Raw genomic sequence first — 15,555 nt, forward strand, 5'->3', positions numbered from 1 at the left:
GTGCCACTGACAGCCGGGGCCCGCCGTCCGCCTCCGCGGTCCGCGGGACGGACCGCCCCGGGTCCGGCCGGCCCGGCCTTCGCGCGGGGCCCTCGCGGTCGGCGTCCCCGGCCGTAAGCCCTGCCAGGGGGCCGTGCGAGGATCGGAGACGTTCTTCACACACCGCAGTCGAAGGAGAGCGTGCGATGGCCACGAAGCCCCCCATGGGTGATCCGGTTCAGGACGCGCCACAGGTAGCCGAGCCGCAGCACGCGGCGGCCGGGCTGCCGGCCATCGGGCACACGCTGCGGATCGCCCAGCAGCAGATGGGGGTGAGGCGCACCGCGCTGACCCTGCTGCGGGTCAACCAGAAGGACGGCTTCGACTGCCCGGGCTGTGCCTGGCCGGAGCCGGAGCACCGGCACACGGCGGAGTTCTGCGAGAACGGCGCGAAGGCGGTCGCCGAGGAGGCCACCCTGCGCCGGGTCACCCCGGAGTTCTTCGCCGCGCACTCCGTGTCCGATCTGGCGGACCGGAGCGGGTACTGGCTGGGCCAGCAGGGGCGGCTCACGCACCCCATGTACCTGCCCGAGGGTGCCGATCACTACGAACCGGTCACCTGGGAGCGCGCCTTCGACATCGTCGCCGAGGAGATCGCCGCCCTCGGCTCCCCCGACGAGGCCCTCTTCTACACCTCCGGCCGCACCAGCAACGAGGCCGCTTTCCTCTACCAGCTCTTCGCACGCGAACTGGGCACCAACAACCTGCCCGACTGCTCCAACATGTGCCACGAGTCCTCCGGCTCGGCCCTGTCGGAGACGATCGGGGTCGGCAAGGGCAGTGTGCTCCTGGAGGACCTCTACAAGGCCGACCTGATCATCGTCGCCGGGCAGAACCCGGGGACGAATCACCCCCGTATGCTCTCCGCCCTGGAGAAGGCCAAGGCGGGCGGCGCGAAGATCATCAGCGTCAATCCGCTGCCCGAGGCCGGCCTGGAGCGGTTCAAGAACCCGCAGACCCCGCAGGGCATGCTCAAGGGCGCCGCGCTCACCGATCTGTTCCTCCAGATCCGCATCGGCGGCGACCAGGCCCTCTTCCGCCTCCTCAACAAGCTGATCCTCGACGCCGAGGGCGCGGTGGACGAGCAGTTCGTCCGCGAACACACCCATGGCTACGAGGAGTTCGCGAAGGCTGCCCGCGCCGCGGACTGGGACGAGACGCTCACCGCGACCGGGCTCACGCGCGCGGAGATCGACCGAGCGCTGGAGATGGTCCTCGCCTCCCAGCGCACCATCGTGTGCTGGGCGATGGGCCTGACCCAGCACAAGCACTCGGTGCCGACCATCCGCGAGGTGGTCAACTTCCTGCTGCTACGCGGCAACATCGGCCGCCCGGGCGCGGGCGTGTGCCCGGTGCGCGGCCACTCCAACGTGCAGGGCGACCGCACGATGGGCATCTTCGAGCGCCCCGACCACGACTTCCTGGACGCCCTGGAGAAGGAGTTCGGCTTCGCGCCGCCGCGCGAGCACGGCTACGACGTCGTACGGGCCATCCGGGCCCTGCGCGACGGCGAGGCGAAGGTGTTCTTCGCCATGGGCGGCAACTTCGTCTCCGCCTCCCCCGACACCGACGTCACCGAGGCCGCCATGAGGCGGGCCCGGCTGACGGTGCACGTGTCGACCAAGCTCAACCGCTCCCACGTGGTCACGGGCGCGCGTGCGCTGATCCTGCCCACACTCGGCCGCACCGAGCGGGACGTGCAGGACGGCGGCGAGCAGTTCGTCACCGTCGAGGACTCCATGGGCATGGTGCACGCCTCCCGGGGCCGGCTGCGGCCCGCGGGCGCGCAGCTGAAGTCCGAGCCGGCCATCGTGTGCGGGCTGGCCCGCCGGGTGCTGGGCGAGAAGACCGTCGTGCCGTGGGAGGAGTTCGAGAAGGCCTACGGCGCGATCCGCGACCGGATCGCCCGGGTCGTCCCCGGCTTCGAGGACTTCAACGCGCGCGTGGCCCACCCCGGCGGCTTCGCGCTGCCGCACGCCCCGCGCGACGAGCGCCGCTTCCCGACGGCCACCGGCAAGGCCAACTTCACCGCCGCGCCGGTGGAGTACCCCGAACTGCCCGAGGGGCGGCTGCTGTTGCAGACACTGCGCTCGCACGACCAGTACAACACCACGGTGTACGGCCTCGACGACCGCTACCGGGGGATCAAGAACGGCCGGCGGGTGGTGCTGGTCAACCCGGAGGACGCGCGGGCACTGGGAGTGGCCGACGGGTCGTACGTGGACCTGGTCGGCGAGTGGAAGGACGGCGTGGAGCGGCGGGCGCCGGGCTTCCGGGTCGTGCACTATCCGACGGCCCGCGGCTGTGCCGCGTCGTACTACCCGGAGACCAACGTGCTGGTGCCGCTGGACGCCACCGCCGATACCAGCAACACCCCGGCCAGCAAGTCCGTCGTGGTGCGTCTGGAACAATCGGCGGCCGACTGAGCGTTCGCTCAGTGAATGCGGCGGCCGATCGACGCCGAACCGGTCGACGCCGAGCCGATCAAGGACGAACGGAGCCGGACCCCATGGGCGAGCAGCAGAACGTGAAGTTCCCGCAGGAAGTCCTCGACGAGTACGCCGCGCTCGGCGTCGACCTGCCCGCCCTCTTCTCCGCCGGACATCTCGGCACCCGCATGGGCGTCCAGATCCTGGAGGCGTCCGCCGAGCGCGTCGTCGGCACCATGCCGGTGGAGGGCAACACCCAGCCCTACGGACTGCTGCACGGCGGCGCCTCCGCCGTCCTCGCCGAGACCCTCGGCTCGGTGGGTGCGATGCTGCACGGCGGCAGCTCCAAGATCGCGGTCGGTGTCGACCTGAACTGCACCCATCACCGCGGGGCGCGCTCCGGTCTGGTCACCGGCGTGGCCACGCCCGTCCACCGGGGACGCTCGACGGCGACGTACGAGATCGTGATCAGCGACGAGGAGGGTCGGCGGGTGTGCAGCGCCCGCCTGACCTGCCTGCTGCGCGACGCGAAGCCGGGCGACGGCCCCACCGGCGCGGCCGGCTGAGCCGCGGAGGCGCCTCCTCCACCGTTGCCCCCGGACACCGGGCCGCCTAGCTTCTTGCCATGACAACGGGAGGAGCCCCCCGGCCGGGGGCACGGTCGAGCCGGTCCCGCCCCCAACTGCCGCCCCTGCCAACCGCGTCGGCGACCACCCCGGGCGGGCGGACACCCGGCGGGCCCACGCCCGCCGAACCCACCCCGGCCAGGCCTGCGCACGCCAAGCCCACACCCGCCGAACCCAACCCCGCCAGGCCTGCCCACGCCAAGCCCACACCCGCCGGACCCGCCCACGCCGAACCCACACCCGCCAGGCCCGCACCCACCGGACCTGCCCACGCCGAACCCACACCCACCAGGCACGGCACCGCACCCCCAACACCACCCCGGATCCCGCCCGGACACGGCGCCCCGCCCCCGGTACCACCTCGGCTCGCCCCGCGCTGGCCGGGCCCCGAGGGGAAGCGCCAAGCCGCTTGCCCCCTCGGCGAACTGACTCGCCGCCACCCCCCAGGAGACCGCACCGGCCGGCACCAAGTCGGCACGTCCGGCGGCAGGCCGTTGCCGTGAGCGGCGTCGGGCCACTCGAACCGGGCGAGGGCACGCGCGCGTGGGGCACGCCCGACCCGGACGACCCACCCCGCACCGACGGCCTCGCGCACAGCTCTCTCGCGCGGCTGTACCAGCGGCACCGCCGCGCCGCCCTCACGGCCCTGACGCTCACCCTTCTCCTCGCGGGCGGCGGCTACTTGTTCACCACCCACCAGGACACGGCGCAGCCCCGGCCGCAGCCCCCGGCGCCGCCCTACCCCTCCCTGGTGACCGACGTGTCCTACCTGGACGAGGTCGCCGCGCCCGGGGACGCCGAAACCAGGACATTCACCTTCGCGGTGCTGGTCAGCGTGCAGTCCGGCCCACCCGTGACCGTCACCGGCATCACCCAGCCGTACGCGGGACTTTCCCTCACCTCCGAGCCCCCCGCCCCTTTCCTCACCCGGGCAGGATCCGCCCATAAAGTTGTGATCACCATGCATGTGAAGGAATGCGGAAAGGTGCCGTGGAACGCCGGACTCCCTTTCCTGGACGTAACACTGCGTAATAAGCGCGCAATCCAGGTGCACAGTTTCATCCTCGGGCCACGCTATGCACAGAGCCTCTCCCAGGCCCTGCGAGTCGCCTGCGGCAACGATTCCCGGTAATCACCAAAACCGTTGAGACGCCTGATCGCAGCACTGCACGTCCTGCGGGTTCTCAGAATCCGGACCGGGCGAATCCGCCTGAATTCCACACTTCCACCCGCCACGTACCGCTCTGCATTACGTCGTGTCATAACAAGAGAGTCACAGCCTTGGCCAAGCCCTCCTCGACGTTCCCTGCGCACGCCTAGAGTCACCGCCAGTCACGGCGCGTCGGATTACCTCTTCGACTCCGCGCTCGACTCGACCTCTTCCAGGGGGGAGGGGCCGTGCCAGGGAAAGGACTGATCGTGCGTCAACGTTCACTCATCGCCATTACCGCAGCACTGGCAGCGGGAGCACTCACCCTCACCGCCTGCGGCTCGCGGGGTGGCGGAGACAAGGGTTCGGACTCCGGCAACGGTGGCACCACCGTGGTCATCGGCGTCGACGCCCCGCTGACCGGCGACCTGTCCGCGATGGGTCTCGGCATCAAGAACTCCGCCGACCTGGCCGCCAAGACGGCCAACAAGCAGAAGTTCGTCAAGGGCGTCACCTTCAAGATCCAGGCCCTGGACGACCAGGCCCAGCCCTCCTCGGGCCAGCAGAACGCCGTCAAGTTCGTCGCCAACAAGGACGTCCTCGGCGCCGTCGGCCCCCTCAACTCCTCCGTCGCGGAGTCCATGCAGAAGGTCTTCGACGACGCCAAGCTGGTCCAGGTCTCCCCCGCCAACACCGGTCCCTCCCTCAGCCAGGGCCCCGACTGGCGGACCAAGAAGGTGCGCCAGTACAAGTCGTACTTCCGCACCGCGACCACGGACGCCATCCAGGGCCCGTTCGCCGCCCAGTACGTCTACAACATGGCGAAGAAGACGAAGGTCTTCGTCATCGACGACAAGAAGACCTACGGTGCCGGCCTGGCCGGCACCTTCACCGACGAGTTCAAGAAGCTCGGCGGCAAGGTCGTCGGCACCGAGCACATCAACCCCGACACCAAGGACTTCTCCGCGGTCGCCACCAAGGTCAAGAAGTCCGGCGCGGACATCGTCTACTACGGCGGCGAGTACCCGCAGGCCGGCCCGCTCAGCAAGCAGATCAAGGCCGCCGGCGCCAAGATCCCGCTCATCGGCGGCGACGGCATCAACGACGCCAAGTTCATCGAGCTGGCCGGCCCCGACAGCGGCGGCGACCTCGCCACCTCCGTCGGCACCCCGGTCGAGGAACTCGACTCCGCCAAGCAGTTCACGGCCGACTACAAGGCCGCGGGCTACAAGGAGGAGTACTCCGCCTACGGCGGCTACTCCTACGACTCCGCCTGGGCCATCATCGAGGCCGTCAAGAAGGTCGTCGACGACAACGGCGGCAAGCTGCCCTCCGACGCCCGTGCCAAGGTCACCGAGGCCATGCAGAACGTCTCCTTCGACGGAGTGACCGGCAAGGTCTCCTTCGACGAGTTCGGCGACGCCACCAACAAGCAGCTCACCGTCTACGCCGTCAAGAACGGTGCCTGGGAGTCGGTCCACTCCGGGACGTTCACGGGCTGAGTCACCACCAGCACCGCTCAACCGTCGCGCGGGGCGCTGTTCCACTGGCGCCCCGCGCGCACGCGCATCCGGCCCCAATCCGTCGAATATCCGAAAGTCTCGGAGGACATGCGGTGAACGAACTGCCGCAGCAGCTGGTCAACGGCCTGCTACTGGGATCCATGTACGGGCTCGTCGCCATCGGCTACACGATGGTCTATGGCATCGTCCAGCTCATCAACTTCGCCCACGGCGAGATCTTCATGACCGGCGCCTTCGGGGCACTCTCGGTCTACCTGTGGCTGCCGGGCGGCACCACCATGTGGATCACGCTGCCGCTCATGCTCGTCGGCGCCATCATCGTCGCCGTCCTCGTCGCCATCGGGGCGGAACGGTTCGCCTACCGTCCCCTGCGCGGCGGCCCGCGCCTGGCGCCCCTGATCACCGCGATCGGTCTCTCCCTCGCGCTCCAGCAGGCGGTGTGGGCCTGGTACCCGGACGCCAAGTCCGCGCGCACCTTCCCGCAGATCGCCGGAGGCCCCTTCGAGATCGGCAGCGTCACCATCCAGACCGGTGACATCTTCCTCATCTGCGCCGCCCCCCTCAGCATGGCCATCCTCGCCTACTTCGTCATGAAGACCCGTACCGGACGAGGCATGCAGGCCACCGCGCAGGACCCGGACACCGCAAAGCTGATGGGCGTCAACACCGACCGCATCATCGTGGTCGCCTTCGCCCTCGGCGCCACGTTCGCCGCCGTCGGATCCGTCGCCTACGGCCTCAAGTACGGCGAGATCCAGTTCCGGATGGGCTTCATCCTCGGTCTGAAGGCCTTCACCGCGGCCGTCCTCGGCGGCATCGGCAACATCTACGGCGCCATGATCGGCGGCATCGTCCTCGGCGTCGCCGAGACCCTCGCCACCGCCTACATCTCCGACATCCCCGGCATGCACCAGTTCGGCAGCCAGTCCTGGGCCGACGTCTGGGCGTTCGTACTCCTCATCCTCGTGCTGCTGTTCAGGCCCCAGGGCCTGCTCGGCGAGCGCGTGGCGGACAGGGCGTGACACCGATGACCACACAGACCACCGCACCCGACGCCGCCGGCGCACCCACCGCCGGCAGCGCCGCCCCCACCGGCTTCATCCGCCTGCCCGAGCCCATCGGCCTCGCCCTGGCCACCGGCGGCTCACTGCTGACCGTCGTCTCCGCCTTCCTCGCCTGGACCTGGACCTCCGAATTCCCCGGCGACCTCACCGTCTACGGCTACCCGGGCGGCCTCCAGGTCCTCGTCCTCATCGGCGCGGCGCTCACCGCCCTCCTCGGCCTCGCCGCCCACGGGGTCAAGGGCCTCGGCTGGCTCGTGCCCGCCGGCGGCAGCGGCGGACTCACCCTGGCCGCACTCGGCACCTTCGGCACCGCCTGGTACACCATCCTCGCGATCAGCGGCAAACTCGGCGGACTGGTCAACCTCGAACCAGGCGCCTGGGTCCTCGCCGCGGCCACCGTCATCACCGTGATCGGCGTACTCTCCCTGCCGTTCGAACGGCCGGTGACCGAGCCCGTCGACCCCGAGGACGGCGCCTGGGACCGGGTACGCCACAGCACGCGCAACAAGCTCGCCGTGGTCCGGGCCGCCGTCCCCTCCGGCACCCCCGCTCCGGCCCGCGCCCTGCCGCTCTACGCCGAGATCCTCGTCATCATCGCGGCCATGGCCATCGGCCTCACCGTCTTCACATACGGCATCAGCACCTCGTACGACGAACTCTTCATCGGCTTCCTCGTCACCGTCGGCTTCGGCTTCGCCGCGATCTTCAAGGCCGGGCTCGTGGCCCGTGTCTCGGCGATCACCGCCAAGCACCGCAACGTCACCATGCTGAGCGCCTTCGTCGCCGCCGCCGCCTTCCCCTTCACCCAGTCCGACGACCAGTACGCGGCGATCGGCGTCTACATCCTGATCTTCGCCACCGTCGCACTCGGCCTGAACATCGTCGTCGGCCTCGCCGGCCTGCTCGACCTCGGTTACGTCGCCTTCCTCGGCGTCGGCGCCTACACCGCGGCCCTGGTCTCCGGCTCGCCGTCCTCGCCCCTGAACCTCCATCTCCCGTTCTGGGCCTCGGCGTTGCTCGGCGGCGTGGTCGCCATGATCTTCGGCGTGCTCATCGGCGCCCCCACCCTGCGGCTGCGCGGCGACTACCTCGCCATCGTCACCCTCGGCTTCGGTGAGATCTTCCGCATCACCGTCCTCAACATGGACGGCACCTCCGGACCCGACGTCACCAACGGCTCCAACGGCATCTCCTCCGTCCCGAACCTGAACATCCTCGGCTTCGACTTCGGCCAGGAGCACACCTTCCTCGGGTTGACCATCGCCCGCTTCGCCAACTACTTCCTGCTGATGCTCCTGATCACGCTGATCGTCGTCGTGGTCTTCCGGCGCAGCAGCGACTCCCGCATCGGCCGCGCCTGGATCGCCATCCGCGAGGACGAGACCGCCGCACGCGCGATGGGCATCAACGGCTTCCGCGTCAAGCTCATCGCCTTCGCCCTCGGCGCCACGCTGGCCGGCCTCGCCGGCGCCGTCCAGGCCCACGTCACCTACACCGTGACCCCCGAGCAGTACCAGTTCGCCCATGTCGTGCCGCCCAACTCCGCCTTCCTGCTCGCCGCCGTCGTCCTCGGCGGCATGGGCACCATCAGCGGCCCCCTGGTCGGTGCGGCGCTGCTCTACCTCATCCCGGCCAAGCTCCAGTTCCTCGGCGACTACCAGCTGCTGGCCTTCGGTCTCGCACTCGTATTGCTGATGCGCTTCCGCCCGGAAGGCCTCATCCCCAACCGGCGCCGCCAGCTCGAGTTCCACGAGCAGACGGAGGCACCCGCGGTCCTCAGCAAGGCAGGGGTCTGACCCATGACTACCGACACCACCACCAGGGACACCACGCCCACCCCGGCCGCGCCGGGCGAGACCGTCCTCGACGCACGCGGCGTCACCATGCGCTTCGGGGGCCTGACCGCCGTACGCGAAGTCGACCTCACCGTCCACAGCGGCGAGATCGTGGGACTCATCGGCCCCAACGGCGCCGGCAAGACCACGTTCTTCAACTGCCTCACCGGCCTCTACATCCCGACCGAGGGCGAGGTCCGCTACAAGGGCAACGTCCTGCCGCCCAAGTCCTTCAAGGTCACCGCCGCAGGCATCGCCCGCACCTTCCAGAACATCCGTCTGTTCGCCAACATGACGGTCCTGGAGAACGTGCTCGTCGGCCGGCACACCCGCACCAAGGAAGGACTCTGGTCCGCCCTGCTGCGCGGCCCCGGATTCCACCGGGCCGAAGCCGCCTCCCGCGCGCGGGCCATGGAACTCCTGGAGTTCGTGGGCCTCGCCCACAAGGCCGAGCACCTCTCGCGCAACCTGCCCTACGGCGAGCAGCGCAAGCTGGAGATCGCCCGCGCCCTGGCCAGTGAGCCGGGCCTGCTGCTCCTGGACGAGCCCACCGCCGGCATGAACCCGCAGGAGACCCGGGCCACCGAGGAACTGGTCTTCGCGATCCGGGACATGGGCATCGCGGTGCTCGTCATCGAGCACGACATGCGGTTCATCATGAACCTCTGCGACCGCGTCGCCGTGCTCGTCCAGGGCGAAAAGCTCATCGAGGGCGACAGCGCCACCGTCCAGCGCGACGAGCGCGTCGTCGCCGCCTACCTCGGCGAACCCTTCGAGGGCGCCCCCGGCGCCGAGGAGGCCGCCGAGGTCGAGAAAGCCGAGATACAAGCCGAGGCGGCCGAGGCGCAGGCAGAGGCGCAGGCAGAGGCGCAGGCAGAGGACGACACCCCGCAGGACGCCGCGCCCGGCAAGGAGAACGACCGATGACCGCACTGCTCGAAGTAGAGGACCTCCGCGTCGCCTACGGCAAGATCCAGGCCGTCAAGGGCATCTCCTTCACGGTCGAGGCCGGCCAGGTCGTCACCCTCATCGGCACCAACGGCGCCGGCAAGACCACCACGCTGCGCACCCTGTCCGGGCTGCTCAAGCCGGTCGGCGGGCACATCAGATTCGACGGCAAGTCGTTGAAGAAGGTCCCCGCCCACCAGATCGTCTCGCTGGGACTCGCCCACTCCCCCGAGGGGCGGCACATCTTCCCGCGGATGACGATCGAGGACAATCTGCGGCTCGGCGCCTTCCTGCGCAAGGACAGGGAAGGCATCGAAAAGGACATTCAGCGCGCCTACGATCTCTTCCCCATCCTGGGTGAACGCAGAAAGCAGGCCGCGGGCACTCTCTCCGGCGGCGAGCAGCAAATGCTCGCCATGGGCCGGGCACTGATGTCCCAGCCGAAACTGCTCATGCTCGACGAGCCCTCCATGGGTCTTTCGCCGATCATGATGCAGAAGATCATGGCGACCATCGCCGAGCTGAAATCCCAGGGCACGACGATTCTGCTCGTCGAGCAGAACGCCCAGGCGGCGCTTTCCCTCGCCGACCAGGGGCACGTCATGGAAGTCGGCAACATCGTGCTGTCCGGCACCGGCCAGGACCTGCTGCACGACGAATCGGTCCGCAAGGCGTACCTGGGCGAGGACTGACCCCGCCCGGTGACCACCGGAACGAGAATGGGCCCGCGTCCCGTGAGGGGACGCGGGCCCATCGCCTGCGGGTACCGGCCCGCCCGGCTCAGTCCTTGTCGGGCCTGGCGCCCTTCGCGGCCTTCTTCTCCTCGCTGTCCTGGATGACCGCCTCCGCGACCTGCTGCATCGACATGCGGCGGTCCATCGAGGTCTTCTGGATCCAGCGGAAGGCGGCCGGCTCGGTCAGCCCGTACTCCGTCTGAAGGATCGACTTGGCGCGGTCGACCAGCTTGCGGGTCTCCAGCCGCTGGGCGAGGTCCGCGACCTCCTTCTCCAGCTCCTTCAGCTCGGTGAACCGCGAGACGGCCATCTCGATGGCGGGAACGACGTCGCTCTTGCTGAACGGCTTCACCAGGTACGCCATCGCCCCGGCGTCCCGGGCGCGCTCCACCAGGTCGCGCTGCGAGAAGGCGGTGAGCATGAGCACGGGCGCGATCCGCTCCTCGGCGATCCGCTCCGCCGCCGAGATGCCGTCGAGCTTGGGCATCTTCACATCGAGGATCACCAGGTCCGGGTGGTGCTCGCGGGCCAGCTCCACGGCCCGCTCGCCGTCCCCGGCCTCACCGACGACCCGGTAGCCCTCTTCCTCCAGCATCTCTTTGAGATCGAGCCGGATCAGCGCCTCGTCCTCGGCGATGACGACGCGGGTCGTCAGCGGAGGCACGTGCGACTTGTCGTCGTCGGACACGTCTACGGGCTCGGGCGACTCGGCGGTCACGGGGGCGCTCCTTGTTCCGGGGCGGACGGTACTGCTCCAAGAGCGTACCCAGCTGCGGTAAGGTGGGGGGACGGCGGGTGACCGTCGATCTTTGTTTCAAAGGGGGCCCCGGTAGCCCAGCGGTAGAGGCAATGGTCTCAAACACCATCCAGCGTCGGTTCGAATCCGACCCGGGGTACGTTTCCTCCAAATCCAAGGTCGCAAGTTCTACTTGGGAGTGTCGTCCTCCCCGATGTGGTGAACCCTGACCAGGTTCGTCGAGCCCGGCACCCCCGGGGGCGAGCCCGCTGTGATCACCACCACGTCGCCCTTCTTGCAGCGGCCGTACCGCAGCAGCAGCTCGTCGACCTGGTCGACCATGGCGTCGGTCGAGTCGACGCGCGGACCCAGGAACGTCTCCACGCCCCAGGTGGCGCTGAGTTGGGAACGGGTGGCCGGCTCCGTGGTGAAGGCCAGCAGGGGAATGGGTGAGCGGTAGCGGGAGAGCCGCCGGGCGGTGTCGCCCGACTGCGTGAAGGCGACCAGGAACCTGGCGCCGAGGAAGTCGCCGATCTCCGCCGCCGCGCGGGCGACGGCGCCGCCCTGGGTGCGGGGCTTGTTGTGATCGGTCAGCGGCGGCAGTCCCTTGGCCAGGAGGTCCTCCTCGGCCGCCGCGACGATGCGGGCCATCGTCCGCACCGTCTCCACCGGGTGCTTGCCCACACTGGTCTCGCCCGACAGCATCACCGCGTCGGTGCCGTCGAGCACCGCGTTGGCCACGTCCGAAGCCTCCGCGCGGGTCGGGCGGGAGTTGCCGATCATCGAGTCGAGCATCTGGGTGGCGACGATCACCGGTTTGGCGTTCCGCCGGGCCAGCTTGATCGCACGCTTCTGGACGATGGGGACCTGCTCCAGCGGCATTTCCACGCCCAGGTCGCCGCGGGCGACCATGATGCCGTCGAAGGCGGCCACGATGTCGTCGACGGCCTCCACCGCCTGCGGCTTCTCGATCTTGGCGATGACGGGGAGGCGGCGGCCCTCGTCATCCATGACACGGTGGACCTCGAGGATGTCCCGGCCACTGCGGACGAAGGACAGCGCGACGACGTCGAAGCCGGTGCGCAGCGCCCAGCGCAGGTCGTCCTCGTCCTTCTTGGACAGGGCGGGGACCGAGACGGCGACGCCCGGCAGATTGAGCCCCTTGTGGTCGGAGATCACGCCGCCCTCGATCACCCGGGTGCGGACGCGGGGGCCGTGGACGGCGGTGACCTCGAGGCCCACCTTGCCGTCGTCGACGAGGATGCGCTCGCCGGGGGTGACGTCCTCGGCGAGGCCGGCGTGGGTGGTGCCGCAGATGCGGCGGTCACCCTCGACACCCTCTTCGACGGTGATGGTGAAGGTGTCGCCGCGTTCGAGGAGTACGGGTCCTTCGCGGAAGCGGCCGAGCCGGATCTTCGGACCCTGAAGGTCGGCGAGTATTCCGACACTGCGTCCGGTCTCGTCGGCGGCCCGGCGTACGCGCCGGTAGCGCTCCTCGTGTTCGGCGTGACCGCCGTGGCTGAGGTTGAATCGGGCGACGTCCATTCCGGCGTCGACCAGTGCCTTGATCTGGTCGTACGTATCGGTGGCGGGCCCCAGAGTACAGACGATCTTTGCTCGGCGCATGATGTGAGCCTAGGCCTTACCAGTGGGTAGACGATTGGTGCGACGTGACTACTCAACAACCTTTGAATGAAGGAGTATTGACAACTGTTGAACTGTGCGGGGCGGCGCTCCGACGAGCGTTCGCCCCGTTCGCGGACCGGAAGACGCAACTGACGTAATCACAGTCTGGGCGGTGCCATGACGAATCGCGCGTCGAGTTGCGCGTGGACGTGCTGCCGCTCGGGTTCGAGGTCCAGGGGCGCGGCCTCGTCCTGCGGCGCCGGACCTCCGTAGGCCGCCATCGCCCGCATCCGTCCGGGCGCCTGCGGCTGGGGCGGGGCGCTCTCCACTCCGATGTCGGCGATCTCCACGAGGGCGGTGAGCGAGGTGCCGAGCGCCTCGGCGTACTCCCTGGCCCGCTGGACGGCCTCCTGCACGGCCTGCCGACGTGCCTCCCGGTGGGCCGGCGAGCCCGGGCGCAGCGACCACCAGGGTCCGTCCACCCGGGTGAGTTCCAAGTCGGCCAGTCGGGTGGTGAGTTCACCGAGGGCGGTGAAGTCGGAGAGTTCGGCGGTGAGGCGTACGACGCCGTGGTACGTGCGGACGCGCTCGCCGCGGCCGTGCCGGGCCGGTTCGGGGGCGATGGAGAAGGCGCCGGTCTCCAGGTGTTCGACCGCCTGGCCGTAGGACTTGACGAGGTCGAGGACGCGGGCGTTGCGCCGGGTGAGGTCGTCCAGGGCGGAACGGCGGTCCTTGCCGCGGGCGGTGACGGTGATGCCGATACGGGCGATCTCGGGGTCGACTTCGAGGTGTGCCTCACCGCGGACGGCGATCCGGGGTGCGTCGGGGGTGCCGTAGGGGACGGCTGGGACGGGTTCCGGTGCGGGGGCTGAGGTCATACGTCCCACTCTGTCACCAGTGCCCGGTTCTCCGCGCCCGCCGGTCATCAGATCGCAACCTTCCGGGGGTGTTGCGGTTCGTCGCGGGCCGCCAGAATCTACGCGCGTCATCGACCTGTTCACGAGGAGAACCAGACATGCCGTTGAACCGCCGGAAGTTCCTTTCGAAGTCCGCCGCCACCGGGGCGGGGGTGGCGCTGGCCGGTGCCGTGGCGGCTCCGGCGGCGCAGGCCGCGCCCGCCGCTTCCGCCACGGCGGGCAAGAACCCCGAGAAGCCGGGCAAGCGCTACTCCCTCACCGTCATGGGCACGACCGACCTGCACGGGCACGTGTTCAACTGGGACTACTTCAAGGACGGCGAGTACAGCGACGCGGCGGGCAACGCCCAGGGCCTGGCCCGGGTCTCCACGCTGGTCGACCAGGTCCGCAAGGAGAAGGGCCGTGAGAACACGCTGCTCCTGGACGCCGGTGACACGATTCAGGGCACCCCGCTGACGTACTACTACGCGAAGGTCGACCCGATCACCGCCAAGCGCGGTCCGGTGCACCCGATGGCCAAGGCCATGAACGCCATCGGGTACGACGCGGTGGCGCTCGGCAACCACGAGTTCAACTACGGCATCGAGACGCTGCGCAAGTTCGAGGAGCAGTGCGACTTCCCACTGCTCGGCGCGAACGCGGTGGACCACAAGACCCAGAAGCCGGCCTTCCCGCCGTACTTCATGAAGAAGTTCCACGTGCCGGGTGCCGCCCCGGTGACGGTGGCCGTGCTGGGTCTGACCAACCCGGGCATCGCGATCTGGGACAAGGCCTACGTCCAGGGCAAGTTGGACTTCCCGGGCCTTGAGGAGCAGGCCGCGAAGTGGGTGCCCAAGCTGCGTTCGATGGGCGCGGACGTGGTCATCGTCTCGGCGCACTCGGGCACGTCCGGCACCTCGTCGTACGGCGACCAGCTGCCGTACGTGGAGGACGCCGCCGCGAACATCGCCCGGCAGGTGCCCGGCATCGACGCGATCCTGGTGGGCCACGCGCACAAGGAGATCGCGGAGCTGAAGGTCGCCAACGACAAGACCGGCAAGACGGTCGTGCTGTCGGAGCCGCTGTGCTATGCCGAGCGGCTCTCCCTCTTCGACATCGAGCTGGTGTTCGTCAAGGGCCAGTGGGAGGTGGAGTCGGTCTCCGCCTCGCTGCGCAACGCCAACACCGTCGCCGACGACCCGAAGATCACCAAGCTGCTGTCGGACCAGCACGCGGAGGTCGTGAAGTACGTCAACCAGGTGGTCGGCCAGGCGACGGTGACCCTCACCACCGTCGACGCCCGCTACAAGGACGCCCCGATCATCGACCTGATCAACAAGGTGCAGGAGGACGTGGTGAAGGCCGCGCTGGCGGGCACGCAGTACGCCACGCTGCCGGTCGTCTCGCAGGCCTCCCCCTTCTCGCGCACCTCGGAGATCCCGGCCGGCAAGGTGACGATCCGGGACCTGTCGAGCCTGTACGTGTACGACAACACGCTGGTCGCCAAGTTGATGACGGGTGCCCAGCTGCGGGCGTACCTGGAGTACTCGGCGGAGTACTTCGTGCAGACGGCCGCCGGCGCGACGGTCGACGTGAACAAGCTGACGAACGCGGGCGGCCGCCCGGACTACAACTACGACTATGTGTCGGGGCTGCAGTACGACATCGACATCGCCCAGCCGGCCGGTTCGCGGATCAAGAACCTGACGTTCAACGGTGCGGCGCTGGAGGACGCCCAGGAGTTCGTGATGGCGGTGAACAACTACCGGGCCAACGGCGGCGGCGCGTTCCCGCACGTGGCCTCGGCGAAGGAGCTGTGGGCGGAGTCGACCGAGATCCGCACCCGGATCGCGGAGTGGGTCACGGCGAAGGGCGTGCTCGACCCGAAGGACTTCGCGTCGCTGGACTGGAAGCTGACGCGTAACGGCACGCCGGTGTTCTGATCGGTT

12 protein-coding genes and 1 tRNA gene are annotated in these 15,555 nt (G+C 69.3%); 10 read left to right on the forward strand and 3 right to left on the reverse strand.

Annotated features, from left to right (window positions below):
- Positions 1-185: 185 nt before the first annotated feature.
- The 8 genes from ACWEK3_RS08335 (at position 186) to ACWEK3_RS08370 (ending at position 10,306) form a co-directional block, all read left to right on the forward strand.
- A complete protein-coding gene (locus ACWEK3_RS08335; RefSeq protein WP_453249232.1) occupies positions 186-2,465 on the forward strand; it encodes an FdhF/YdeP family oxidoreductase in 2,280 nt (759 codons plus the stop codon).
- Between the two features lie 83 nt (positions 2,466-2,548).
- On the forward strand, positions 2,549-3,034 hold the full coding sequence (locus ACWEK3_RS08340) for a PaaI family thioesterase (protein WP_450537948.1): 486 nt from the start codon (positions 2,549-2,551) through the stop codon (positions 3,032-3,034).
- A gap of 559 nt (positions 3,035-3,593) precedes the next feature.
- Complete coding sequence (locus ACWEK3_RS08345; protein WP_453249233.1) at positions 3,594-4,226, forward strand: Tat pathway signal sequence domain protein; 633 nt, start codon at positions 3,594-3,596, stop codon at positions 4,224-4,226.
- A gap of 287 nt (positions 4,227-4,513) precedes the next feature.
- Positions 4,514-5,746, forward strand: a complete 1,233-nt coding sequence (locus ACWEK3_RS08350; protein ID WP_390725299.1) for a branched-chain amino acid ABC transporter substrate-binding protein — start codon at positions 4,514-4,516, stop codon at positions 5,744-5,746.
- Between the two features lie 113 nt (positions 5,747-5,859).
- Positions 5,860-6,789 (forward strand): branched-chain amino acid ABC transporter permease, encoded by a 930-nt coding sequence (locus tag ACWEK3_RS08355; RefSeq protein ID WP_225074208.1) that lies wholly within the window; start codon positions 5,860-5,862, stop codon positions 6,787-6,789.
- Positions 6,790-6,794: 5 nt separating this feature from the next.
- Positions 6,795-8,627, forward strand: a complete 1,833-nt coding sequence (locus ACWEK3_RS08360) for a branched-chain amino acid ABC transporter permease (protein ID WP_453249234.1) — start codon at positions 6,795-6,797, stop codon at positions 8,625-8,627.
- Positions 8,628-8,630: 3 nt separating this feature from the next.
- Positions 8,631-9,593, forward strand: a complete 963-nt coding sequence (locus ACWEK3_RS08365; protein ID WP_453249235.1) for an ABC transporter ATP-binding protein — start codon at positions 8,631-8,633, stop codon at positions 9,591-9,593.
- Positions 9,590-10,306 carry an ABC transporter ATP-binding protein gene (locus ACWEK3_RS08370; RefSeq protein ID WP_390725301.1) on the forward strand — a complete coding sequence of 239 codons (717 nt, stop codon included), beginning with the start codon at positions 9,590-9,592 and terminating at the stop codon, positions 10,304-10,306. The genes ACWEK3_RS08365 and ACWEK3_RS08370 overlap by 4 nt, the downstream gene beginning before the upstream one ends.
- An 88-nt stretch (positions 10,307-10,394) precedes the next feature.
- Here ACWEK3_RS08370 and ACWEK3_RS08375 read toward each other — a convergent pair whose 3' ends face one another.
- Positions 10,395-11,066: an ANTAR domain-containing response regulator gene (locus ACWEK3_RS08375; protein WP_376553140.1), complete on the reverse strand. Its 672-nt coding sequence runs from the start codon at positions 11,064-11,066 to the stop codon at positions 10,395-10,397.
- A 105-nt stretch (positions 11,067-11,171) separates the two neighbouring features.
- On the opposite strand from ACWEK3_RS08375, the gene ACWEK3_RS08380 reads away from it, so the two are divergent.
- Positions 11,172-11,244: transfer RNA gene (locus ACWEK3_RS08380), tRNA-Leu, on the forward strand.
- Between the two features lie 29 nt (positions 11,245-11,273).
- Here ACWEK3_RS08380 and pyk read toward each other — a convergent pair.
- Positions 11,274-12,710: a pyruvate kinase gene (gene pyk, locus ACWEK3_RS08385; RefSeq protein WP_453249236.1), complete on the reverse strand. Its 1,437-nt coding sequence runs from the start codon at positions 12,708-12,710 to the stop codon at positions 11,274-11,276.
- Positions 12,711-12,868: 158 nt separating this feature from the next.
- Positions 12,869-13,588: an SIMPL domain-containing protein gene (locus ACWEK3_RS08390; RefSeq protein ID WP_453249237.1), complete on the reverse strand. Its 720-nt coding sequence runs from the start codon at positions 13,586-13,588 to the stop codon at positions 12,869-12,871.
- A 137-nt stretch (positions 13,589-13,725) separates the two neighbouring features.
- Between ACWEK3_RS08390 and ACWEK3_RS08395 the strand changes: the two genes are divergently transcribed.
- Positions 13,726-15,549 (forward strand): bifunctional metallophosphatase/5'-nucleotidase, encoded by a 1,824-nt coding sequence (locus ACWEK3_RS08395; protein WP_453249238.1) that lies wholly within the window; start codon positions 13,726-13,728, stop codon positions 15,547-15,549.
- The last annotated feature ends 6 nt before the right edge of the window (positions 15,550-15,555 follow it).

This window comes from Streptomyces sp. NPDC004721, from assembly GCF_053601495.1.